The sequence below is a fragment of the Roseivirga sp. AWQ4_251 genome, assembly GCF_056158225.1.
This window is the reverse complement of the sequence record NZ_JBSWSW010000001.1, coordinates 1,975,009-1,997,753: the sequence shown is the minus strand read 5'-3', so window position 1 is coordinate 1,997,753 and position 22,745 is coordinate 1,975,009. Positions and strand designations below refer to the sequence as shown.

General features: G+C 40.2%; 17 protein-coding genes and 1 pseudogene. 4 read left to right on the top strand and 14 right to left on the bottom strand.

What is annotated here, in order from left to right:
* Positions 1–7: 7 nt before the first annotated feature.
* The 6 genes and pseudogenes from ACXACJ_RS08700 to ACXACJ_RS08675 form a co-directional block, all read right to left on the bottom strand.
* Positions 8–2,989 carry a SusC/RagA family TonB-linked outer membrane protein gene (locus ACXACJ_RS08700; protein WP_475133970.1) on the bottom strand — a complete coding sequence of 994 codons (2,982 nt, stop codon included), beginning with the start codon at positions 2,987–2,989 and terminating at the stop codon, positions 8–10.
* Between the two features lie 40 nt (positions 2,990–3,029).
* Positions 3,030–5,042 carry a glycoside hydrolase family 97 protein gene (locus ACXACJ_RS08695; RefSeq protein ID WP_475133969.1) on the bottom strand — a complete coding sequence of 671 codons (2,013 nt, stop codon included), beginning with the start codon at positions 5,040–5,042 and terminating at the stop codon, positions 3,030–3,032.
* Between the two features lie 310 nt (positions 5,043–5,352).
* Positions 5,353–6,516 (bottom strand): annotated as a pseudogene (locus ACXACJ_RS08690) (DUF6377 domain-containing protein).
* An 860-nt stretch (positions 6,517–7,376) separates the two neighbouring features.
* On the bottom strand, positions 7,377–8,360 hold the full coding sequence (locus ACXACJ_RS08685) for an aldo/keto reductase (RefSeq protein ID WP_475133968.1): 984 nt from the start codon (positions 8,358–8,360) through the stop codon (positions 7,377–7,379).
* A gap of 36 nt (positions 8,361–8,396) precedes the next feature.
* Positions 8,397–9,191, bottom strand: coding sequence for an SDR family NAD(P)-dependent oxidoreductase (locus ACXACJ_RS08680; RefSeq protein ID WP_475133967.1), 795 nt, complete (start codon positions 9,189–9,191; stop codon positions 8,397–8,399).
* A gap of 13 nt (positions 9,192–9,204) precedes the next feature.
* Positions 9,205–10,143, bottom strand: coding sequence for an NADP-dependent oxidoreductase (locus ACXACJ_RS08675; protein WP_475133966.1), 939 nt, complete (start codon positions 10,141–10,143; stop codon positions 9,205–9,207).
* Positions 10,144–10,231: 88 nt separating this feature from the next.
* Between ACXACJ_RS08675 and ACXACJ_RS08670 the strand changes: the two genes are divergently transcribed.
* Positions 10,232–11,083, top strand: coding sequence for an AraC family transcriptional regulator (locus tag ACXACJ_RS08670; RefSeq protein WP_475133965.1), 852 nt, complete (start codon positions 10,232–10,234; stop codon positions 11,081–11,083).
* Here ACXACJ_RS08670 and ACXACJ_RS08665 read toward each other — a convergent pair.
* Together ACXACJ_RS08665 and ACXACJ_RS08660 are read right to left on the bottom strand one after the other, a co-directional pair.
* A complete protein-coding gene (locus tag ACXACJ_RS08665; protein ID WP_475133963.1) occupies positions 11,080–11,553 on the bottom strand; it encodes an NUDIX domain-containing protein in 474 nt (157 codons plus the stop codon). The genes ACXACJ_RS08670 and ACXACJ_RS08665 overlap by 4 nt on opposite strands.
* Before the next feature lie 54 nt (positions 11,554–11,607).
* On the bottom strand, positions 11,608–11,949 hold the full coding sequence (locus tag ACXACJ_RS08660) for a DUF983 domain-containing protein (RefSeq protein ID WP_475133961.1): 342 nt from the start codon (positions 11,947–11,949) through the stop codon (positions 11,608–11,610).
* A 97-nt stretch (positions 11,950–12,046) separates the two neighbouring features.
* On the opposite strand from ACXACJ_RS08660, the gene ACXACJ_RS08655 reads away from it, so the two are divergent.
* Positions 12,047–12,934, top strand: coding sequence for a helix-turn-helix domain-containing protein (locus ACXACJ_RS08655; RefSeq protein ID WP_475133960.1), 888 nt, complete (start codon positions 12,047–12,049; stop codon positions 12,932–12,934).
* 9 nt (positions 12,935–12,943) lie between these two features.
* Here ACXACJ_RS08655 and ACXACJ_RS08650 read toward each other — a convergent pair whose 3' ends face one another.
* The 5 genes from ACXACJ_RS08650 to ACXACJ_RS08630 all read right to left on the bottom strand — a co-directional run bounded on the left by ACXACJ_RS08650 (position 12,944) and on the right by ACXACJ_RS08630 (position 20,546).
* Positions 12,944–13,348 carry a hypothetical protein gene (locus ACXACJ_RS08650; RefSeq protein WP_475133959.1) on the bottom strand — a complete coding sequence of 135 codons (405 nt, stop codon included), beginning with the start codon at positions 13,346–13,348 and terminating at the stop codon, positions 12,944–12,946.
* A gap of 93 nt (positions 13,349–13,441) precedes the next feature.
* Positions 13,442–14,767: an amidohydrolase family protein gene (locus tag ACXACJ_RS08645; protein WP_475133958.1), complete on the bottom strand. Its 1,326-nt coding sequence runs from the start codon at positions 14,765–14,767 to the stop codon at positions 13,442–13,444.
* Positions 14,768–14,777: 10 nt separating this feature from the next.
* A complete protein-coding gene (locus tag ACXACJ_RS08640; protein WP_475133957.1) occupies positions 14,778–16,142 on the bottom strand; it encodes an amidohydrolase in 1,365 nt (454 codons plus the stop codon).
* A 10-nt stretch (positions 16,143–16,152) separates the two neighbouring features.
* Positions 16,153–17,859 (bottom strand): amidohydrolase family protein, encoded by a 1,707-nt coding sequence (locus tag ACXACJ_RS08635; protein WP_475133956.1) that lies wholly within the window; start codon positions 17,857–17,859, stop codon positions 16,153–16,155.
* A 212-nt stretch (positions 17,860–18,071) separates the two neighbouring features.
* Positions 18,072–20,546, bottom strand: a complete 2,475-nt coding sequence (locus tag ACXACJ_RS08630; RefSeq protein WP_475133955.1) for a zinc-dependent metalloprotease — start codon at positions 20,544–20,546, stop codon at positions 18,072–18,074.
* 122 nt (positions 20,547–20,668) lie between these two features.
* Here ACXACJ_RS08630 and ACXACJ_RS08625 point away from each other — a divergent pair, with 122 nt between their 5' ends.
* Positions 20,669–21,610, top strand: a complete 942-nt coding sequence (locus ACXACJ_RS08625; RefSeq protein WP_475133954.1) for a sterol desaturase family protein — start codon at positions 20,669–20,671, stop codon at positions 21,608–21,610.
* Here ACXACJ_RS08625 and ACXACJ_RS08620 read toward each other — a convergent pair.
* Positions 21,596–22,042 (bottom strand): N-acetyltransferase family protein, encoded by a 447-nt coding sequence (locus ACXACJ_RS08620; RefSeq protein WP_475133953.1) that lies wholly within the window; start codon positions 22,040–22,042, stop codon positions 21,596–21,598. The genes ACXACJ_RS08625 and ACXACJ_RS08620 overlap by 15 nt on opposite strands.
* A gap of 110 nt (positions 22,043–22,152) precedes the next feature.
* Between ACXACJ_RS08620 and ACXACJ_RS08615 the strand changes: the two genes are divergently transcribed.
* Complete coding sequence (locus ACXACJ_RS08615) at positions 22,153–22,677, top strand: NUDIX hydrolase (RefSeq protein WP_475133952.1); 525 nt, start codon at positions 22,153–22,155, stop codon at positions 22,675–22,677.
* Positions 22,678–22,745 lie beyond the last annotated feature (68 nt).

Here is a 22,745-nt window from a genome sequence, read left to right as displayed (position 1 = left end):
CTTTTAATTAGAAGGTGACGTTTAGGCCTAAAGCAACACTTCGGGTACGTGGATAAATACCTGCATCGGCACCACTACCGCCACCACCTGAGGCGTTCAATTCTGGATCAAGCCCTGTGTATTTTGTGAAAAGAGCCAAGTTGTTTCCTGTTAAGGAAATGCGCATTGATCTGATATATGGAAGAGATTTGGTGTCTACCGTATAACCAATGGTCATGTTCTGGAAGCGAATGAAATCGCCATCTTCAAGCCATAAATCCGATCCGTAATTGGTGGTGTACAAGCCTAAATCAGCAGCACTCTTCAATAGGTTAGATTTACCTAAGTTTTCATAAAGGCTGAAGCTGGTTTTAATGCTGTTGTAGATTTTGTTTCCTCCTGAACCTCTCCAAACCATCGACATATCGAATTTTTTGTAGGTAACAGATGGAGTGAAGGCGAAAGTATATTTCGGTAGGGCAGAACCCGCGATATAACGGTCGGCACTGCGGCTTCCTTGGTCAATTACACCGTCATTGTTGCGATCTACTACGACTTCAGCATTAGAAGTTTCATTCTTTCCATCGTTTTGAAGAATGTTGAATGTACCGATTGGTTGGCCTTCAATGAGGTAAGCATTGTAGCCCCAGTCTACATAATTGGTATTTACGGCTACGCCATTGATGCTGCCGCTCATTGAAACAACTTCGTTGCGAAGGAATGTAGCGTTACCAGCCAATACTACAGTCAAATCGTTATTGCTGATTGCAGTGTAGTTCAAGCCCAACTCAATACCTTCATTGCGAAGACTACCCACATTGGCAATCAATGAACCGAAAGGATATGGAGGTTGTGGTACAGTGTAGTTGAATAGCAGATTCTTTGTAGTAGCGGTGTAAACATCCAAAGTTCCGTTTAATCGTCCGTCAAAAAATCCAAAGTCGATACCAACGTTAGCTTGGTTTCTGGTTTCCCAACGAAGGTCGCTGTTTGAGTTTTGTGTTACGGCAAAGTTGGTAATCAAATCTCCATTGAAATAAGAAGTGCCTGAAGCACCAACCAATTGTAGAGATTGTTGAGGATAAAGCCCTTGTTGGTTACCTGTAACACCATATCCTGCTCTTAACTTCAAATCTGAAATTACAGCACTGTTATTCAAGAACCCTTCTTCGCTCAATCTCCATGCAATTGAAGCGGAAGGGAAGGTTCCCCATTTGTTGTTGATTCCGAAAACAGAAGAACCATCTCGTCTAACACTTGCAGTAACCAAGTATTTATCTTGAAAACTGTAGTTCAAACGACCTAAGAAAGAAACCAATTTGCGGTCGTTTTTATACGAAGACATATCACCAGGCAATACTTGGCTGATAGAACCTAATTGAAGTGCATTGTAAGTGGTAATGTCGTTGATGAAGCCTTTCATTTGGGCAAAATGGCCTTGGTAGGTTTGTGCTTGCCACTCGTAGACTGCAGTTGCGGTAATGTTATGTTCACCGAATGCTTTTTTGTAGTTCAAGCTAATGTCCATCAGCTTTTCGTCAGTTAGGTTGGTATTTACATTCGCCACACCATTATTGTCTACTGCGAAAGGAATAGTTGAACTAGAAGGGGCGTAATAACCTGAATTGGTGCTTACTTTTCTCCAGCTACCAAACCAGCCGAGGCTTAAGCCGTCAACAATTTCTAAATCAGCTTTTAAGCTGGCGAATTGATTAACGGTTTCACTTTCATTTATTATGGTTTTGGCTACAGCATATGGGTTGATGTACTGGAATACGTTTACATCTGTATAGTAAGAACCATCCTGAAAAAGAACTGGATCGGTAGGTTTAGAAACATAAGCGTTGCTAATCAAATTGGAAGTGAATGCCGCTCTACCCACGCTACCCGGGCTACCAATATTTTTACGAATGCTGTTGTTTAGGTTGATTCCCAAAGTAAGCTTGTCGTCCATGGCTTTGGTAGTAGCCTGTAAGCGGGCAATGTAATTTGTGTTGCTACTGTTGATTACAACTCCATCTTGCAAGATGGCCGAAAGAGAAGCTCTATAATTGAGGTTAGAAGAACCACCACCAAAGGCCACAGAATGGTTTTGTGTATACCCCGTTTGAGTCAATAGGTTGTACCAATCTGTATCTGATCCGTGATCAGCCGATTGAGGTACGTTCCACAACGCAGCTTGTTCGCGCCATTCATCAGCAGAAAGAATGTCAAGCTTATTTGCTAAGAAATCGATAGAAGCTGTTCCTGAGTACTCAACGATTACTTCGCCTGATTTACCACCTTTGGTGCTTACAATGATAACCCCAGCAGCTCCTCTAGAACCATAAATGGCCGTAGCTGAAGCATCTTTCAAAATGTCGATAGATTGAATTTCAGAAGGCGGAACTTGGTTCAGAAGATCCATATTACCTTGCACACCATCAACCACAACGAGTGGATCGCTACCGCCTAAAAGGGAAGTGATACCACGAATTCTCACCGAAGGAGAACTACCTGGCTCGCTACCCACTTGAGTTACATTTACACCAGCCGCTTTACCTGCGATTTGTTGAAGTGGGTTGGTGATGGCTCCTGGGTTGAAGTTTTCAGGGGTAATTGAAGCCACAGCTCCCGTGATGTCGCGCTTTTCTTGAGCTCCATAACCCACAATTACTACTTCTTCTAATTCCGAAACATCAGGTGAAATGGTGATTTCAAGGAAAGATTGGCCAGCAACAGGAGTTTCAACAGTGGTATAACCTACAAATGAAACCATGATTATGGCTTGGCCATTAGGGATATTCAATTTGAATTTTCCGTCACTATCGCTGGTTGTACCAGCCGTGCCATTTTTTACACGAACTGTGGCGCCTGGCAAAGGGCCGCCAGTTTCACCGTCTTTCACCATACCAGAAACGGAAGTCTGATTCTCCTGAAAAGGAGATGCCCATACCTTAGCAGTGGCGAAGGTGAGCAAAAGCACCAGCCAGAGGTATCTTGGTTTTAAAAATTGTAAAGAGTTCTTCATACGATTACATATTGGTTTTATTCAGTGCATTAATATTTGGTTAGTCAATCAAATGGAACCTAATGGCTTGGCCGCCTCCAGCTGCCAAATAGATTTTGAGGCTTTGGTTGGCCATTACGGTTTGCTCAAGAATTTTTATTGAAAGTGGATTTTGTTCCATATCGGCATCTGGGCCGTCTTCATAAATCTGAGCGAGGTATCTTTTATTAGGCATTAGAAAATCTAGGCTAACTTTGAAGTCTCTTGCGGATTCATCTGTAGTGCTTCCTAAGTACCAATCGTCACTATTGCGGTCTTTGCGAACGATGGTCAGGTAATCTCCAATTTTCGCATTTAAAACTTTGGTTACTTCCCAGTCGGTAGGTACGTCTCGAATGAATTGGAAAGCAGGTTGTCCCTCATAATTTTCAGGCAAATCGGCCGCCATTTGCAGAGGACTGTATAGGGTGACATACAGGGCGAGTTGCTTTGCTAATGTAGTATGAACCCGGTTTTCAGGTCGGGAAGGAATCAGGATGTCGAAAATTCCTGGGGTATAATCCAAAGGGCCAGATAGTCCTCGGGTGAAGGGGAGAATTACGGTGTGTTCAGGAGGATTTCCTTCACTCCAAGCTTCGTACTCAGTACCGCGAGCACCTTCACGCGTCATCATGTTAGGGTAGGTTCTTCGTAATCCCGTAGCTTTCACTGGCTCGTGCATATCCACCATGATTTGGCGCTCGGCAGCCATCTGCATCACTTTATTATAGTGGCGAACCATAAATTGCCCTTGGTGAAATTCTTTACCGTTGGGCATTTTGGCCACGTAACCTGTTTTTACCGTATGGATTCCCAGGCTTTGATAATATTCGAAAGCTTCAGGAAGTTGTTTTTCGTAATTGTTTACATTTCCGCCTGTTTCGTGATGACCAATGAGCCCAACACCTTTTGCAGCGGCATAACGAGTGAGTTCTTCAATGTCAAAATCAGCGTAAGGCTTGGTGAAATTGAACATTCCACCGCTCCAGTCATTGTCCCAGCCTTCATTCCAGCCTTCGACCAAAACTCCGGATAGGTTGTTTTCCGAAGCAAAATCAATAACTGCTTTAACGTTTTCAGTGGAGGCTCCATGCTTAGGACCAGAACCCCAAGTTTGTTTGTCGATGTGCATGCCCCACCAAATGCCGTTGTATTTGCCTGGCTTTATCCATGAAACATCTTGAAGTTTGTTAGGCTCATTAAGGTTTAAAATGAGGTAGGAAGTAATTAAATCCCCCGCACTTTTTGCCACTTGAATGGTTCTCCATGGTGTTTTAAATGGTGTAGTGACTTTCGCTTTAATGCCTGTAGACCAAGGAACTAAGTCAGCTTGCAGAGAATGACCTTTCGGCATCAGGGTCATGGCTGGGAAGTCGATGAGAGCCGCTTCGTGAATGCTCAAGAACAAACTGTCGCCAGATTCTAGGGTTAGGGGCGTGTGAATTTGTTCTGGAACTTCCGAGAGTTGATTTTTTGAAAAGAGCGATTCATAATCGGCCGCTTCACTGTAAGCTGGAATCCACCAAGCAGTAGGGTCGGTGTTTAGGTTGAATTCGGTGAGCTCATTGGTGATTTCAAAATCTTTGAGATTGGGTTGCTCAGGGAATTCATAACGGAAGCCAATTCCATCATTAAAAACTTTGAAAGTGATTTTTAAAATGCGTGCTAATTCAGTGGTTTCCTGAAGTGTGATGCTTAGTCCGTTGTGATGATCTCTGATGTTTTTTACTTCACCCCAAGGTTGCGACCATGTTTGGTCATTGGCAAACTTTTCCACTTTAAGAATGGTGAAATTTTCGGCAAGAGAGATTTGGTTATTTAACTCAAAACCCAAACGTGAATCAGAGATGATTTCCTTTCCATCTTTCAGAAGCGAATAGTAGGGGACACCATCGTTTAGATGAAATGAAATTTGCAAACCTTGATCTGGCGATTTAACGATTTGCTTTGATGAACAACTGCTACTTACCAAAAGTAGGAGAGCTGAAATAATCAGACTCCAAGGCCAGCTGTTTCTTTGTTTGAGTTTATGCATTCGATTCCCGTGTCGGACTTAAAAGTTGCTGAGACAAAGGAGATCGAGATTGAAATCAATTTCAAAAAACAGGTTTCAGATATAGAAAATAATTGATAGTGTGGGTTGTTAAAGTATTGTTTATTAATGGATTGTGTTAAATGGTGTAGGGGATTAATATAGATAAAATATAGCCTGTATTTTACTGCATAAGCTTGGAGACAGCGTGAAAAGAGGGCGTTTTTGGAAAAAATCTGAAGATTTAGGCTGTGATTTTTATTAAACGAACTTCGGGAAATTGAGGTAGAAATGACTTTGACCAGTGGAGGATTTAAATGGCTTCTATCTCCATTATTCGCTTTTCGAATTCATCATTAGCCAAAATGGATTTACTCTTCACACGGTTTTTGTAAGCGTAAATTGTATTGACTGAATAGCCTAGAATTTTGGCCAATTTATCACTGTCGGAAATGCCCATTCTTATGAGCGCGAATATGCGCAATTCGGTATTTAGAAGCTGGTCCTTTTCTAGTTTTACCTGATCTTCTTCTTTGAAATAAGTGTTGAAAGTTTTGATGAAATCAGGAAACAACTCAAGAAAAACCTTGTCGAAACTGTGGTAAAGGTCTTCTCTTTCCTTCTTCAAATCAACTCAACTCATCACGTAGCCAATATCCTCGTACTTTTTCTGAATGAGTTTTTGGTTTACTGAAAGCTTAAATTTTTCAATCTTCTCTAAATATTCAGAATTGATATTGAAGTAATAGGCCATATAGCCTTCTTTGATTTTGTTTGCTTCCAGCAATCTGGTATTGGTTTCGCTTAGCACATCGTTTGCGTTTTGAATGATCTGATCTTTCTTCCTCAATTTTTTAAACTGAAGGAAGGTACTGAGCGCAAAAACGATGGTGAGAAGTGACAAAACCGTTAACCCAATGGAGTAGCCAAGCAAATTTCTCCTTTGATTATCGATGGAAGTCATTCGCGCATATGCGATAATGGGTAGGATAGAAGCCACTTCAGTTTTTCGCTGCTTGGCGCCATAAAAATTGGCATCTTCCATGGCTTGATTAATGTAAACAAAGGCTTGTTCTACTTGGCCTGTTCGGTATAAGAGTTGCGCCAATTGTGTCATAGCAACGGTTTCTTTGGTTGCGGCTTTAATATCTAAGATCGAAGCATCAGCCAATAGATTTACCGCAGCCGTTGTATCTCCGTGTTTTAAATTTAAGAAGCTGAGCGTTGAAGCCACAATAGCTGCTTGATGATTGTTAAGGCTTTCTTTATCGTCATAAAGTCTATTGAGATACCTCATCGCATCATCTGTTTTGAATTCTCTAAGATTATATAAACCGTTGAGGTACAGAAAGTCGTATGAATTTGGGTCACTCAAAGTGATGGCATAGTTGAAGTATTTTTCGGCCAAATCAACATAAGCTTCGCAGTAATAATCATCCTTGTTGTAGTCGCAAGCATCATAAAAGGAGCGAGTCATTAACGAGTAATAATCTAGCTTTGAAGAATCAGGTAAATCGCTCACCCTCACTGTATTTAGAGTATCGAAGGTTTCTTTAAACATGCCTGCCGATAGGGTTATAAAGCCCATTTGTGTCTTAGCATAGCCAATTTTTTGTGGGTCATTAAGCTTATACGCAATGGCCAGCATTTTTTGAGAATAAGCAAATGCTGAATCGTAAATGTAGCTGCGATATTGATTATAGAGTTCCTTATGAATTTCAAATTTGATTTCTAAATCGCTGTTTTTGTTCGATTCAAGGCGTTTTTTTAATCTATTGATGGTTTGCTCTTTGGCTTGCTCATAGGTTTCCTTTTGCCCTAAAACTTCATTGAGTTTATCCAATGAGGTAGCAGGTTCTTGAGCTTGAAGAAAGGCGACCAGAAACAGGAAGAAAGCTAACAAAAAGGGCTTCAGCATTGATCTACTTCAGATTGAGTTAATGAATGCTAAGGTAAGGATTTTTAACCCCAACTATAATGGAAACGATTGCTCTCTTATATGTAGGATAATAATTTGTATGTAAGAGGTAGAAAGCGTATTGATTGTAAGGTTTTTGAAAAGAAAGGAAAGGTTTGGGTTTACCAATTGTAATGACAAGTGGAATTGCACTAAACAAAACAGGCTCTGAACATATGGATCAGAGCCTGCCTTTATGATTTGAGGTTTTGGACTTATTTAAATCATCAGAACCTTAAAGTGTTGGTTTACTTAAGATTACAAGTCTAAATATCCATTTAATATTTGCTTTTCTGAGTGCACGAAGAAGTTAAATTTGATACAATACTTCTTTGGCAAGGCTCAAGATAGAAACTTGATATTTAAGTACTCTTGAAAATTTAAAGCTTATCCAATTCGGTATTGATAAAGCTGATTTCTTCTTCAGTCAACTTGATGTCAGCAGCGCCAGCATTCTGAGTTGATTGTTTAGCGTTTCTGGCACCTGCTAAAGCAATGGTAATGCCTGGGCGTTCAACCGTCCAACGAAGTACAAGCTGCGCTAGAGTAACTCCTTTATCGTTAGCTAATGGCTTGATTTTCTCAAGAAATGCATTCGTTTTGACAATGCTTTCATCTGTAAAGAACTTGTTGTTAGCTCTGTGATCACCCTCTTGGAACTTATAGCCAGGGGTTATTTTTCCAGTCAATAAACCTCTTTCAAGAGGGCTATAAGCCAAAACAGACTTATTGTTTTCGATACAAAATGGCACGGTTTCATCTTCAACACCGCGATTAACCATACTGAAAGGAATTTGGTTTGAAGCCAATTTAACGGCTTTTTCTGCTTCTGCCATTTGAGCCGCATTATAGTTGCAAACTCCAGCATATCGCACTTTTCCTTGTTCAATTAGTTTGGCAACAGCTTCAAAGGTTTCCTGAATCGGAGTTGTGGATTCTGGCCAGTGGATTTGCAATAAGTCTATGTAATCGGTGCCTAACCTTTTAAGGCTGTCTTCACATTCTTTGATCACGCTTTCTTTACCCGCGTATTTATAAATGTCGATTGGCTCGCCCTGATTGTTCTTGCTGGCAAAGGCAAAGTCTCCTTTGGCCAAATCCCAACGCATTCCAAATTTGGTTAAGATTTGAACCTTATCTCTCGGAATGTCTTTTATGGCTTCTCCAACAATTTCTTCACTAGTTCCTTGGCCATAAATAGGGGCGGTGTCTATCGAAGTAACGCCCAAATCATAAGCGGCACGAATGGCTTCTACAGCTTCTGAACGCTCGGTTTTACCCCACATCCAGCCACCTGCAGCCCAAGCGCCAAAGGTTATGATGGAAACGTCAAGGTCGGTTTCTCCTAGTTTTCTATACTCCATGTTAAAATCTAATGGTTTAAGGTTTATGATTCGTTTTTAGTAGGCAGATCTTATCAGTCCGCCTTCGGCTCTTACTGAGGCTCCATTGGTTGCAGCGGCTAATGGACTGGCCAAATAAGTTACGGTATTGGCTATTTCCTGCGGATCGGCAAAGCGTTGTATTAAGGAAGTTGGCCTCATATTTTGGAAGAACTGTTCTTCCATTTCTTCGAATGAAAGTTCCTTCTGTTCAGCTAAATCATTCACGAAATTGCCAACACCGCGGGATTTGGTTGGGCCTGGTAAAACGGAATTTACCGTTACATTGGTGCCTTTTGTGAGTTCAGCCATACCTCGCGCAATAGAAATTTGGGCCGACTTTGTCATTCCGTAATGAATCATTTCATCGGGAATGAATACGCCTGATTCACTGGAAATGAAGATGATTCTTCCCCAGTTTTTCTTCAGCATTTTGGGAAGCGCAAAGCGAGAAAGCCTAACACCACTCATTACGTTTACATCGAAAAAGCGGAACCAATCTTCATCAGGAATTTCTTCGAAAGCTTTCGGTTCAAAAATGCCGACATTATTAATCAGAATGTCAATTTCTGGAAGTTGATCAATTAAGCTTTGAACTTCTTCTGTATTTCCGAAATCTGCCGCAATGCCAGTTACATCGGCTTCAGGAATTAAATTTTTGAGATTTGCAATGCACTCATCTACAGAAGCTTGTTTTCTTCCGTTTATGATTACTTTGGCGCCTTCGTGCAAAAGCGTTTCAGCAATGGCGAGGCCAATACCTGCTGTGGAACCGCTTACAAAGGCAGTTTTATTTTTTAGTTGTAAATCCATTGAAAGGAATGGTTTATAGGGTTACAATTACTTTTCCTTGAGTGTGCCCAGTAGCAACTTGTTTGTGGGCTTCGGCTAACTGATCGAAAGCAAAAGTTTTGAAAACATGAGGTTTAATGGCTCCACTTTCAAGTAAATCAGCCAAAGCTTTCATGTCATCTCCGCTAGATTGAACCAAATAGGCTTTTGCTTCAATGCCTCTTTCTTCTGCCTCTTTTGCTACCTCTTCTTTCAACCCAAGGTTTGAAATGAGGGTTCCACCAGCCTTCAATACTTTAAGGTTTTTAGCAATGTTTTCACCTCCAACAATGTCAATCGCTACATCAATGTTGGTTAAGGTCTCTTCAAAATTTTGGCTTTTGTAGTCCAAATGTTCATCGGCACCAAGCGAAAGCACAAAATCTCTGTTTGAGGCAGAAGAAGTTCCAATTACATAGGCACCAAGATGCTTGGCTATTTGAACGACAAAGTGACCAACACCGCCAGAAGCTGCATGTATAAGCACTTTTTGGTTCGGCTGAATGGTGGTTTGTTGTGTTAAGTCTTGCCAAGCAGTTAGTGCGGCCAACGTGGTAGCGGCAGCTTCTTCGAAACTGATTTTTGCAGGCTTTTTTGCCAAATGAGCAGCTGGAGCAGCTACATGTTCTGCATAAGTTTTTCCGCTTCCAGGAAAATTCACCATTCCAAAAACTTCATCACCAACTTCAAATTCGCTTACATCATTTCCTGTTTCAGTCACGATTCCAGAAACATCCCAACCCACGATAATAGGAGACTCTTCTTTGAGTTTTCCATAGAATGCAGTTCCTGCCGAAGTTTTTATATCAACTGGATTAATGCTGATGGCTTTTACCTGAATTAATACCTCAGTGGCATTGATTTGAGGTTTATCTATATCTACCAGTTCGAATTGTTCTGGGCCTTCTGGATTTACAAGTGCAAATGCTTTCATGAATTTCGATTTATATGCAATGCAAAATTATACAGTTAATTGCGGTGGTTATTGGTATAAGTTTTCTTGATTTCGGTACTTTTGCGGCATGAACAAAGAAAGCCTTTACGAACCTTTTGAAATTGTATGCCAAACGTTGGATAGTGCGCCATCCATGGGTCATAAGCATACCTTTTTTGAGCTGGTTTATGTAATTGAAGGCAGCGGGCAACAATGCATTAACCAGAATAAATTCAACTATTTTCCTGGGCACATGTTTTTGCTTACTCCGCAAGATTGTCACGCTTTTGATATAGAAACCACCACTACGTTCTTCTTTTTGAGGTTTAATGACATTTACATCAAGGCTTCTGGCTTAGCAAATGAAAATGTGCAAAGGCTGGAATATATCCTTCAGCATGCAGGACATCAGCCCGGTTGTATTCTTAAAAATCAAAGCGATAAGCAATTGGTTAAGCCTTTGGTTGACGCTATTGTTAGGGAAAACTTGAAGCAGGATTTATACAATAAGGAGATGATTCAGCAAATGGTAAACACGCTGATTGTGGTTGTCGCTCGAAATATCGCTATGTTTTTGCCTGCCGATGTAAATGAGTATAGTGAAGATAAGGTTTTGGATATTCTTCAATATGTTCAGCAGCATATTTACCAACCGGAAAAAATTAGGGCTAAAGCGATAAGCCAAGAGTTCGGGATTTCAGAATCGTATCTAGGCAGATATTTTAAGAAACATGCTGGAGAAACGCTTCAACAATACGTTACCAATTATAAATTAAAACTGATTGAGCATCGCCTCAAACACAGCGATCTTAGAATTAATGAAATCGCTTTCAATATGGGATTTTCAGACGAAAGCCATCTAAACAAATTCTTCAGGAAGAATAGGGGAATGAGTCCTTTGGCTTATCGGAAAGAAGTTCGCTTGGCCAAATCGGCTTAAGCCTTTACATATTGATAAAGTATATGCTTTTTGTGTACGTATTGATCGTTAAAATATTCCGTGAAGAACTGACGCACAAAACCACCCAGATCGTAATCGAGCACTTGGTTTAAATCAACCCACTCAAAGCTGGTGGCTTCGTTATTCAGCACAACATTATCAGAATCCGTTTTGCACAAATAATCGATAAAGATGAAGTGTCGGTTTTCGTGAAAATGCTCACTTCCTATACTTTCTTGCAAACTGATTAACTCAATATCGAAAATTTCGAGCCCAGTTTCTTCTTTGATTTCCCTTCTAAGCGCGGTTTCTAAACTTTCTCCTTTTTCAACATGGCCGCCCGGAATCACATACTGATTATTCCATTTTTCAGATTTGCACAAAAGTACCTGATTAGCTTTGTTGAAAATGAAAGCTCCAACTGTAACTTCTGGGTAAGCGTGGTTGGTTTTAGTTGAGTTTTCTTCCATGCTGGCAAGAAAGAAAAAAGATAGAATTGAAGAAAATTAAAACCCTGAAACTACTTAGGTAATATTCATCCAAATCATGCGTGATTTACGGTAATTGAAAGTCCAGAGCAGAACGATAACCCCAATAAGCCAATACATAATGTAGTCCAGTGAAAGGTTTACAAAACGACTAATGATGAAAGCAGCAATAATTTCGGCCAAGCATAAACCATAACTTACGTACATGGCACCAGTAAAATAGCCAGGCTCCTTTTCAAACTTGTGCCCACACTCTGAACAATGTTCTTCCATTTCTGGAAACTTCATCAAAAGAAGATTTCCTTTGGTTTTGAAAACTTTCCCTTTGCCACAAACTGGGCATTTTTCCTGTGTAATATTCGATACCATACCTGCCATGACTACCGCTTTTTTGTTGAATCAAAGTTAGAGTATTGTACGGGTTGGAATGTTGAATGAAAGTTTCCAATATTTGTACTATTAGGACATGAGCCGCATGAATGAGATTGATATTCTAAATTTAAAGCAGTTTGAGAAGCAGCAAAGCGCAGAAGAGTTTTATTGTAATAGCTTTCGAAATCATTTAGCGGCTCATAAGGAAGCTATTTTGGTGCCTCATAAACATGATTTTTTCCTAACGGTTCTTTTTACACAGGGAAGCGGTGTGCATGAAATCGACTTTGAGAAATACGACATTAGCGCGGGGAGTGTTTTTATGATGAACCCAGGGCAGACGCATTATTGGGAATTGTCTGAAGATGCGGATGGTATCATTTTCTTTCATTCTAAGGAATTCTTTGATCTGGTTTTTTCTGAACATTCAGTTTATGATTTTCCATTTTTCTTCGCTATTCATAATCCTTCCGCTCTCTTTTTAGCTCAAGAGGAGCAAGACTTATTGATGGTGTATTTTGAACTGCTCAGAAGCGAATTCCATAAGGCAGAAATTTTAACCCGAGAAAAAATCGTGTCGCTGATCAACTGTATTTATGTGGATTTGACACGGATTTACTTATCGCGATCGGGAAGTGATTTAGTTCGGCCTGAAGTGTATACCGGTCATTTAAGAAAGCTGGAGTTGTTAATCGATCAGCATTTTAGAGAAGTCAAATCTCCTGCTGAATATGCTGATATGTTGAATGTCAGTGCAAAACATTTGAATAGGCTTGCTCAAAATATGCTAGGTAAGTCAACTACGCAGCTCATAACGGAGAGAATTATTTTAGAGGCTAAGCGTATGATTGTGAGAAATGACGAGCCTTTGGCAAATATTGGCGATGCATTGGGCTATCCTGATTATGCTTATTTCTCTCGGCTTTTTAAAAAATGGACGAATTTAACACCCATGGAATTTAGGAATAGATATAAATCTAGGTTAGGGTAGAAGTAATCCTTACCCCTTAGGTTTTAAATTTTTGAAGAATTCTTTTAGAATTTTTGTGGACTCTTTTTGAGCTGAAATTGTATTTTCAAATGCCCTCAATTGATTTATAATAGAGTCTAACATTCTAAGGTATTCAGCTTTATTCTCTAAAATATTTTCAGAATTAACTGGTACATTAGAGTTTGAAGGATTTGGTTTGTTATAGATGTTACCTTTACCCCAAATAAGCCAATCAAGGTTAATTTTCGGATCATAATTAAGAAGTCGATACAGATTTTTTTCTGTTATTCCATTGTCTTGCTCTAGGACTCCCTTCGAAATGCCTGTTCTTTTAGAAAATTCATAATTAGAAATCTCATGGTACTTGATGTATTCAGAAATTCTTGATTTTATTTGAGAATTATCGCGTATCATATTTTGTTTAATTTATAGATTAATTTAAATAATTTTAAAATAGCATAAAAAAAGCGACTCAGTTGAGTCGCTTTTTTTATGGATTAGCTATTCTTATTTTTTCTTGATCTGAATCACTGGATCGTTCTTTTTCAAACCTGGAGTTCTGTCAAGGAATTCATCATACAATCTGATTTGTCTTGAAGTCATTGGCACTTTATAGCCATCGATGAACAAGTCAGTGATTTTGCTTGAAGTTTCGAATGGATCGCCAGTAGAAACGAAAACGTTCGCTTTTTTACCTACTTCAATAGATCCGATTTGATCGGCAACACCTAAAATCTCAGCAGCATTGATGGTAATTGCTTTTAAAGCTTCTTCGCGGCCCATGCCGTAAGTAGCAGCAAAACCAGCGTGGTAAGGCAAGTTTCTAGCGTTTTCAGTTTCACCACTTCTAATAGCTACTTTAACACCAGCTTCGTGCATAACAGCAGGATTGGCATAAGCAGCGTCATATCTGTCTGACTGACGGGTTGGAAGCGCCTCGATTGGACCAGCAATTACTGGGATTTTAGCCTCAGCTAATTTATCAGCAACTCTCCAGCCTTCAGAAACACCAGTGAAAACTACTTTTTTGTAACCTCTTTTCTTCACCCATTCAATTGCAGAAAGAATATCCTTAGCAGCATTTACTTCGATGAAAAGTGTGGTTTGACCTTTAACTACAGGTACTAAAGCTTCGATTTCTGGATAGTTTCTAACCTCATCAGAGTTTTCGATTTTAGCATAAAGTTCAGCTTTGTCCCAAATGTCGTTAGCTTGTTTCATAGCTCTTTCCAAAGCTTTAGCTTGATCTTCAGGAGATCTTCTTCTAAAGAAACGTCCACCTCCAGAAGAAGGGAAGTTCATGATGATTCCTTTAGAACCAGCAAACATTTGGTCAGGCGTATAGCCAAACAAGTTGATAGCAGCTGCAGTACCTGGTAACAAACCTCCTGTTGGAGCTGTCCAAACAGTAGTTACGCCACTTACTCTTGTAATAGGAATAACTTCAGAATTAGGGTTAACAGCAGTTAAAGCTTGCATTTGAGGTGTAACTGCTCCGCTTTCGCGTGAATCTTGAGATTCAGAAATACTTCCGATTTCAGCCAAACCTACTTGGGTTCCTGAATCGATCATACCTGGATAAATCTCTTTTCCTTTACAGTCGATTACTTCTGCATCGGCAGGAATATTTACATTGGCGCCAACAGCTTCTATAATACCGTTGCTGATTACCAAAGTCCCGTTTTCGATAACACCGTTAGTCACGGTGTAGATTTTAGCATTTGTAAGTGCAAATTTGCCGCTGCGGGCTTTTAGCACATGGTCGTCTTCTTGTCCGAAAGAAAGAAGCGGAACAAGAATAGACAGGAGTAATATTTGAAATATCTTCTTCATTGGTCTATCATTAGTTGTGTGAGAATAAGGCCTCGAAGCTAACTACATCCATTTCCATACACTTGTGCATTTCATGTCTGTCAAAGATTGAAATCTCTTCTACAGTTTCTTCAGGGTTTACATAAATGCGTTTGTCGCTTTGTGGATCATTCGCATCGAAGTATTTGATACCATCTACGATAGTCATTACTGGCTTGGTGTAGATAGAAAGAGGGTGGCCTTCAAAAATGGCGATATCACCATCTTTTCCCACTTCAATAGAACCTACTCTTTTATCAATTCCCAATTGCTTAGCAGGGTTCAAAGTAATTAAAGCAAGTGCTTCATTATCAGTTAAATCACCGTATTTCTGCGTTTTAGCAGCTTCGTGGTATAAGTGTCTGATCAATTCAGCGTCATCAGAGTTGATAGAAGTAGTTACTCCGTTTCTAGTCAAAATGGCTGCGTTGTAAGCAGTAGAGTAGTAAACCTCTAGTTTGTATGCCCACCAGTCAGAGAAAACTGAAGCCATAGCACCAAACTCAGCAAGTTCCGGAGCTACTTTGTAAGCCTCGTTAGCATGCTGGAAAGTGATTTTATCGATACCGAAATCAGCAAAAACTTTCAAAAGCATGTAAATCTCATCAGCTCTGTAAGAGTGGCAATGCACTAGGATTTTTCCTGCAAGAATATCAGAAAGGGTCTCCATTCTTAAATCATACTCAGGAGCAACTTTGCGAGGGTTTTTGTCTGCCTTGTAAGCATCCCATTTTGCTTTGTAAGCCAAAGCATCAGTAAATGAGTTTCTGATCATGGCTTCCACACCCATACGGCTAGAAGGCTGAATGCCTCTTGCACGTCCACCTCTGGTTGGGTTTTCACCCAAAGCGAATTTGATGGTACGAGGAGCATCTTCGAACTTCAATACTTCAGGGTTTGTAGTTCCGTATCTCATTTTAAGCGTTTCGCTTTCTCCTCCAATTACGTTGGCAGAACCGTGAAGTGCATGTGTAGTAGTTACACCACCTGCCAATGCTCTGTAAATTCCGATGTCCAAAGGATCAACCACATCGCCCATGTTAACTTCAGCCGTAACTTGGCTAGTACCTTCGTTTACAGAAGTTAAAGCAATGTGAGAGTGAGCATCTAGAATACCTGGCATTACAAATTTGCCAGAAGCATCAATTTCAACAGTTCCTTTAGGGGCTTTAAGGCCTTTACCAATCTTAGAGATTTTACCGTCTTTGATTAGAATGTCGGTGTTTTCCTGAGTTCCGTTGGTAATGGTTAAAACGGTACCGTTTTTAATCAAAACATCACCTCTTGGAATTTGCTGTGCTTTAAGCGTAAAAGCGGCAAATAGGGCTAGGGATAATATTATTAGTTTCGTTTTCATCGCTCTTAGATTATTGTCTTGCGTCATCTTTAGTAGCTTTCATTGCAGTAGAGAAGTTGAAAGCATCGATAGACATTGTGCCATCAAAATCTTTACCTGTTACTGGTCCGCTTACTACTACATCTACACCTTGTCCTCCGGCATCGAATGAAAAATCGAAGGTAAGTGTGTTGTTAGTAAAGCTGATGTTGCTCAATGGAGTGTCAAGCATTCCGTCTGTGCTAGAAATTGAACCAGCAAGAGAACCATTATCCATTCTAAAAGTAAGTTTACCAGTAGTTTCGCCTTGTGGGCTTTCGAAAGCAAAGGTCCAAGTACCAGCCACGGCATTTCCAGCACCTGCACCAGCTGCTGCTCCTGGTCTGTTTCCTCCGCCTCTTGTACTCTTTTCTTTGATTTCAAGATCGTATTTGTCGCCATCTACGAACATGTATCTGATTTGGGCATCCTTAGTGAAATAAGGAGCGTTTGAAACCATTACGTTGGCAATTTTGCCTTTCTCTAAAGTTCCAGTCATTTTATCAATGCCCAAAATGCTAGCAGGGCTAGTGGTTAAAGCTGCTAATAAGTCAGCTTCGCTTAAGCCATTATCTTTTAAAGTAAGAAGGTTGGCTTTGATTTTATTGTTAGAAGCATCTAAAGTAGAAAAGCCGAATTTTACGCCTGCAGCAGCTAGTTGGGCTGCCTGAGTAACGTATTTTTTGTAGAAATCTACTTTTCTAGCTTCCAAAGCTTTAGCGGTTTCGCTAAGATCAGCTTTGTCCTTAGGCTCTTTTGGTTCTTCAGGAAGATCAAGAGAAAGGAATACTCCAACATTGCTCGCTTTAAGCTGATCAACCAAATCCCAAGCTTGTTTAACATTGGCTACAGATAATTTGAAGCCTAATTCTTGCTGAAGTTTAAGAGCTCTTTGAACTTCAAGAACACCAGAAACATCGTAGAATACAGTTTGGTTTTTAGTTAAAACAGGGAAGAAAGCTTCGCTAACTCTGTCTCTTTCTGGTCTTTCAATTCCACTTGGGTTTTCAGTGTACATTTCGTGATGCTTTTTAGAAAGCTCAGCGTTTTTGTACAGGTTTCTGAATTTCGCCATAATACCCAAAGTGTTACCTGGGTATGCACCTGGAGCTCCTGTAAATTGAGTGAACATAGAAACATCGTTCAACAACATCATTTGGTCAACATGTTCTTTGTTGCTCAAAAGCATTAATGAACCCGTTCCTGGTAACATTCTACCGAAAGGAACCACGTGAGAAATACCAAAGCCTTGATTTCTCAATTGCTCAATGGCATTGCTTCCCACTTCGATTTGAGCCAAAACGCTGTTTTCAGGTGTAATACCAGCATATTCGTTTGGAGGATCTGGAGTGAAAAGGTTTTGTGGTCTTTGTGGATTCTCAGGTCTTTTAGCGCCTGTAGTTGAAAGGCCATCGATAAAAGCAGGGTATACAAACATGCCCTTTGCATCGATTACCTGGGCATCGGCAGGAATGCTCACATTGGAGCCAACTGCTTCGATAAGCCCATTTTTAATAAGTACGGTCGAGTTTTTCAACTCTTTTCCTGGAGAAGGGATAACCGTGGCATTAGTGAGTGCGAAGGTTCTAGTGACCGCAGATTCACCGGTTGGGTCGCTCTGAGCCATAAGGCTAAGAGAACATACCGACAAAAGCAGCATTAAAACCGAGCGCATAGTTTTCAATAGTTGTAGTTTCATTTGAACGCTTTGGTTTATGTGAATTTTTAAGATTGTAATATAATCGAATGGTTTAGCCGAATCAAAAGCAAATATAGGAGTGGTAAGAAACCGCTTTGAAACACGTTTGAATCAATGATAGGCCATATTTGGCCTTTTGTAAAAAGTTATAAACAAAAAATGCCCCTGCTGAAAAGAGCAGAGGCATTCTAAAATTCAAGTTTTATTTACGCTTATTTTGGGTCAAGAATGTTGTTAATTCTATCCAATAAATCATCTAAATGAATGCTGCTGGCTCTATCGCCAAATTTACTCTTATTGTTGGTAATGGCTTGTTTCAAAAGCTTCAATTCGGCTTTCACCACAGGGCGAATGTCAGATTGAGCAATATCTACTGATCTGGCTTGGTATGAGTTCGATTCAGTAGTCATCAAGTATTCCATTCTTTCAACAAATGCTCTTTGAAGATTTCTTCTGTAGGTATCAATTGCCGATCCGCTTTCAAGTTCTGAGAACAAACCTTTTCGGGTGTCTCCAAAAAGTTGATAAATGGTATAGGTATTTCTGCCTTTGAAAGCCTCTGCTTCAATCAGTCTTTGAGCTCTGGTTGGATCGAGCAAAGAATTCAAGAAAGAAACCTGAGTACTTCTGATACGATTAACCGCGCCATAGCTCTCCAGTTTTCTTAGCAATTCTTCGTCTAAAAGCCAATCTGGAGTGCTGAAAGCATATTTTTGCATCCAATCCATGGCTTCAACCTGATATTTCTCTGGAACCACTTCGTAAACGGCACCTTCTTGATCGGTTGATTTTAGATTTTCGGTAACACCGCCAATAACGGTTGTAACATGTCCTGTGAATCTTCTCCACTGACCAATAATTTCTCCGTAGATTTCTTCGGTTTCAGTAAAGTTTTCACCGTCAGTAGTCGTCCAATCCAATAAATTCGGCACCACCTTTTTAAGGTTTTCCATACCATACATGCTCGCTTTTACTGAGTTGTCGCTCAAATCTTCAGTTTGAGCTTCAGGGTTCATGCCATTGCTACTTCCGAAGCGGTACATTCTGTCATTTGCTTTCTCCAAAATCCATTGATCCAAAATTGGAGCTTCTGCTTGAGGAGTTTTGGCTGAAGGAATTACACGGTATCCCCAGTTGATCGCATATTTATCATATGGGCCGATTTTACGGATAAAGCGGGTAACGCCATCGCCTGGTTGGGCAATGTAGTTAAGCCTAGCGTAGTCCATAATGGTAGGAGCCACCCCGTATTCTTGTGTGAATTCAGGATCGCGCATTTTTTCTACTGGGTAAGAAGAACTGGCCTTCATGTTATGAGGAAGTCCTAAAGCGTGACCGATTTCGTGAGCTACAACGGCTCTCATCATTTCACCGATTTCTTCTTCAGGAATATCCAAAGTTCTTGCTTTTGGGTTGGCAGCTCCGGTTTGAATCATATACCAGTTACGGTAAGATCTTAAGTGGTTATGGAACCAAACGATATCACTTTCTATAATCTCTCCAGTTCTTGGGTCAGCGGTACTTGGGCCAACTGCATTTCTTGTCATGCTGGCGATGTAGCGTACTGTTGAATAACGAGCGTCTTCAGGAGACCAATCTGGATCTTCTTCTGGGCTTGGAGGATCTTTGGCGATGATTGCATTTTTGAAACCCGCAGCCTCAAAAGCTACTTGCCAATCTTCAATTCCCATTTTAAACCATTTTCTGAATCGTTCAGGGGTAGCTGGGTCAAGGTAATACACGATTGGTTTTACAGGTTCTACCAATTCTCCACGAGCATAAGCCGCAGGGTCTTTAGGCTCAAGTCTCCATCTTTTTAAGAAGATTTGCTGATCGCCTTTAAGTTTGTTTGAGCTGTAATTGATGTTGCCTACAGTAAACCACCCCACTCTGTCATCATTCAAACGCGGCATCATTGGGTCTTCAGGAAGTTTAATCATAGATTGACTTACTTCCACAGAAATTAATCCCAACTCGTAATTTGAAGGAGGCCTGCCAGCATCGTAAGTCATTACTTGGCGAATCTCAACGTTGATTGGGAAACTTTTTGCAGAAGCCAAGTAGCTTTTGTCGGTATCAAGTCTTCTTACTTGGAATTGGGAACGCATTCCGGAACCAACTGCACTAATTGCCTTAGTATCTTGAGTGAAGAATTTAGTGACATCGATTAAGAATGAAGCTGAATCCTCTGGTTGGCTTTCAATTTTGAAAGAGCCAATAATAGGGGCGAAGTTGTTTTTTTCTACAGATTTGTAAATAGCATCGGTACTATCGGCCACGTTGTTGTAAGAATAAGTTCTAAGCAGAATGTTGTTGTTTACTTTTTCCCAGCGAACCACTTGCTCAAGCATTTTCCAGCCACTGCCAATATATCCTCCAAAATTTTCAGGCACAGCTACCACCCGGGTTACCCAAAGCATATCTTTGTTCAGTTCCGATTTAGGGATTTCATACATCACCTTATCGTCATTCTGATACAGATTGAAAATACCATCGTCTTTTTTTAATCCTTTAATAAGGTCGTTAAAACCTTTTTCCTTTTTAGGCGCAGGCTTTTCAGGTTGCGATTGGGTAGTTTGCGTTTGCTCCTTTTTCTTATTGCGTTGAGCCAATCCTTCTTGCGGATTGAACGCTAGAAAGCCGAGAGCCAACAGGCAAATTGCCGGTTTCTTAAAGTTCACTTTCATATTTCTGTGATTAGTATAATTTTTGACCAAAATGTAAATGAAGGCAGCGCGACATAAATCCAAAAACTTTATTCAAAGCAATGGGTAAAATGTTATGTTAGTGGCGCTAGATTTAAAGAGCAATGAAAAAGTATTGGGATTTGGTGGTTCAATCTTACGAAGGGTATGCCAATTACCTTTGGAGAGAAATAACCTTTCAGTACGATTACAAACCTATTTGGCAAAATTACTTTTGGGGGCTCATTCTGGTTTCATTGTTCTTTTTTATTTGGGAGTGGGTAAAACCTTGGCGAAAAGACCAGCCAAAATTTAGAAAAGACTTTTGGATGGACGTTTTCTACATGTTCTTCAATTTCTTTCTCTTTTCTCTCATCTTTTATAATGCCCTTTCCGATGTTTTTGTAAATCTTTTCAATGATTTTCTAGGTCTGTTTGGGCTCAAAAATGTAGTGGCTTTGCACATTGAAACTTGGCCTAAAGTTGCGCAGTTGTTTATGCTGTTCATAGTTCGCGATTTTATTCAGTGGTGGGTTCATAGGCTTTTGCACTTTTCTCCGCGGTTGTGGGAGTTCCACAAAGTGCATCATTCTGTAGAGCAAATGGGGTTTGCTGCCCACTTAAGGTTTCATTGGATGGAAACGGTGGTATATCGATCTTTGGAATATATTCCGCTGGCGATGATCGGTTTTGGGATTGATGATTTCTTCTTTGTTCATATGTTTACACTGGCTGTTGGGCATTGGAATCATGCCAACATCAATGTGAGAATTGGTGCCTTAAAGTACATTTTCAATAACCCCAATATGCACATGTGGCACCATGCCCATGACTTACCTGAGGATAAACAGCGAGGCGTAAATTTTGGACTTACGCTAAGCATATGGGATTACCTTTTTAGAACAGCTTATATTCCATACAGTGGTAAATCCATAAAACTTGGTTTTCCTGGTGTTAAAAGTTTTCCAAAGACTTTTTGGCAGCAGATAAAGCATGGCTTTGGAAAGAAACATCAAGACGGTTTTCAGTCAGATGAAAAGGTGAATTCAGATTCAGACCAAGCTTAAAACGCAATTTTCTTGAGCATTGTCAATGTGTGCTCCCAAAGATTGGTAGAAGTTTTTTGCATTTTGATTCCATGCGGAAACCTGCCATCTCACTTGCTTGCATCCACTCGATTTCGCGGTTTCAATTACTTTGTTGATCAGCAATGTGCCTAAACCTTCGCCTCGGTGCTGTGGGGTAACATACAAATCGTCCATATAAATGGACCGTCCCGACCAAGAATTATAAGCATAAAAGAAAGTGGAATAGGCTATGATCTCTTCCTTTTCATTCACCAATACAAAACCGTTGATAAATTCCTTTTCTGATTCCATTTGCGCTGCCGTATTGGTCATCTTTTCAGGTGTTTTTTCAAATTCTGAAAATTCCTGAAACAACTGAATCAGTGCTTCGAAATTGGTAGACTGTATAGGGCGAAGAGTATTTTGATGCATAGTGTGGCTAATGTAGAAGTTGAGATTGGAAAAGTGCAGGGAAAACACCTTTTTTCTGAACTAAACCAGAATGTTCAAATGCTTATATTGTTCTTCTAAATCACACTACTATGAAACGAATTGTAATTTCTGGCCTTTTGTCTGTTATGCTAAGTTTTTCGGTTTGTGCCCAAAATGCGCAACCTTATGCCAAGGATGTAGAAAGTCTGGATAATATTTTATCAGCATTGTACGATGTTATTTCTGGCCCAGCTGGCCAAAAGCGAGATTGGAACCGAATGCGGTTTTTGTTTGCGCCTGAAGCAAAGCTTATCCCAACAGGCAAAAATGCGGAAGGAAAGATTGGCTATCGTATGTGGTCTTTGGAAGAATACATAAGCCAAGCGGGTAGCAACCTAGAAAAGAATGGTTTTTTTGAGAAGGAGGTTCATCGCGTGGTGGAAGATTTTGGAACCGTAACCCATGTGTTCAGTACGTATGAGTTGAGGCATGCAGCGAATGATCCTGAGCCTTTCGTTCGTGGTATCAATAGCATTCAACTGATGCATGATAATGACCGTTGGTGGGTGGTAAACATTCTTTGGATGGGAGAGAATGATGAATATCCCATACCTTCTAAATACCTCGACAATTGATTTTTGCTTAGTACCAAAATCAGTACTGAATTGATTTTAGTACCAAAAAAGGTACTAAATTAGTTTTA

Bases quoted from the DNA above. Each gene is read 5' to 3' on its own strand.
- ACXACJ_RS08650 (WP_475133959.1), bottom strand. From the start codon at position 13,348: ATGATACGCGATAATTCTCAAATAAAATCAAGAATTTCTGAATACATC.
- ACXACJ_RS08615 (WP_475133952.1), top strand. From the start codon at position 22,153: ATGAAACGAATTGTAATTTCTGGCCTTTTGTCTGTTATGCTAAGTTTT.
- ACXACJ_RS08630 (WP_475133955.1), bottom strand. From the start codon at position 20,546: ATGAAAGTGAACTTTAAGAAACCGGCAATTTGCCTGTTGGCTCTCGGC.
- ACXACJ_RS08640 (WP_475133957.1), bottom strand. From the start codon at position 16,142: ATGAAAACGAAACTAATAATATTATCCCTAGCCCTATTTGCCGCTTTT.
- ACXACJ_RS08625 (WP_475133954.1), top strand. From the start codon at position 20,669: ATGAAAAAGTATTGGGATTTGGTGGTTCAATCTTACGAAGGGTATGCC.
- ACXACJ_RS08655 (WP_475133960.1), top strand. From the start codon at position 12,047: ATGAATGAGATTGATATTCTAAATTTAAAGCAGTTTGAGAAGCAGCAA.
- ACXACJ_RS08695 (WP_475133969.1), bottom strand. From the start codon at position 5,042: ATGCATAAACTCAAACAAAGAAACAGCTGGCCTTGGAGTCTGATTATT.
- ACXACJ_RS08680 (WP_475133967.1), bottom strand. From the start codon at position 9,191: ATGGATTTACAACTAAAAAATAAAACTGCCTTTGTAAGCGGTTCCACA.
- ACXACJ_RS08685 (WP_475133968.1), bottom strand. From the start codon at position 8,360: ATGGAGTATAGAAAACTAGGAGAAACCGACCTTGACGTTTCCATCATA.
- ACXACJ_RS08665 (WP_475133963.1), bottom strand. From the start codon at position 11,553: ATGGAAGAAAACTCAACTAAAACCAACCACGCTTACCCAGAAGTTACA.
- ACXACJ_RS08660 (WP_475133961.1), bottom strand. From the start codon at position 11,949: ATGGCAGGTATGGTATCGAATATTACACAGGAAAAATGCCCAGTTTGT.
- ACXACJ_RS08670 (WP_475133965.1), top strand. From the start codon at position 10,232: ATGAACAAAGAAAGCCTTTACGAACCTTTTGAAATTGTATGCCAAACG.
- ACXACJ_RS08635 (WP_475133956.1), bottom strand. From the start codon at position 17,859: ATGAAACTACAACTATTGAAAACTATGCGCTCGGTTTTAATGCTGCTT.
- ACXACJ_RS08700 (WP_475133970.1), bottom strand. From the start codon at position 2,989: ATGAAGAACTCTTTACAATTTTTAAAACCAAGATACCTCTGGCTGGTG.
- ACXACJ_RS08620 (WP_475133953.1), bottom strand. From the start codon at position 22,042: ATGCATCAAAATACTCTTCGCCCTATACAGTCTACCAATTTCGAAGCA.
- ACXACJ_RS08645 (WP_475133958.1), bottom strand. From the start codon at position 14,767: ATGAAGAAGATATTTCAAATATTACTCCTGTCTATTCTTGTTCCGCTT.
- ACXACJ_RS08675 (WP_475133966.1), bottom strand. From the start codon at position 10,143: ATGAAAGCATTTGCACTTGTAAATCCAGAAGGCCCAGAACAATTCGAA.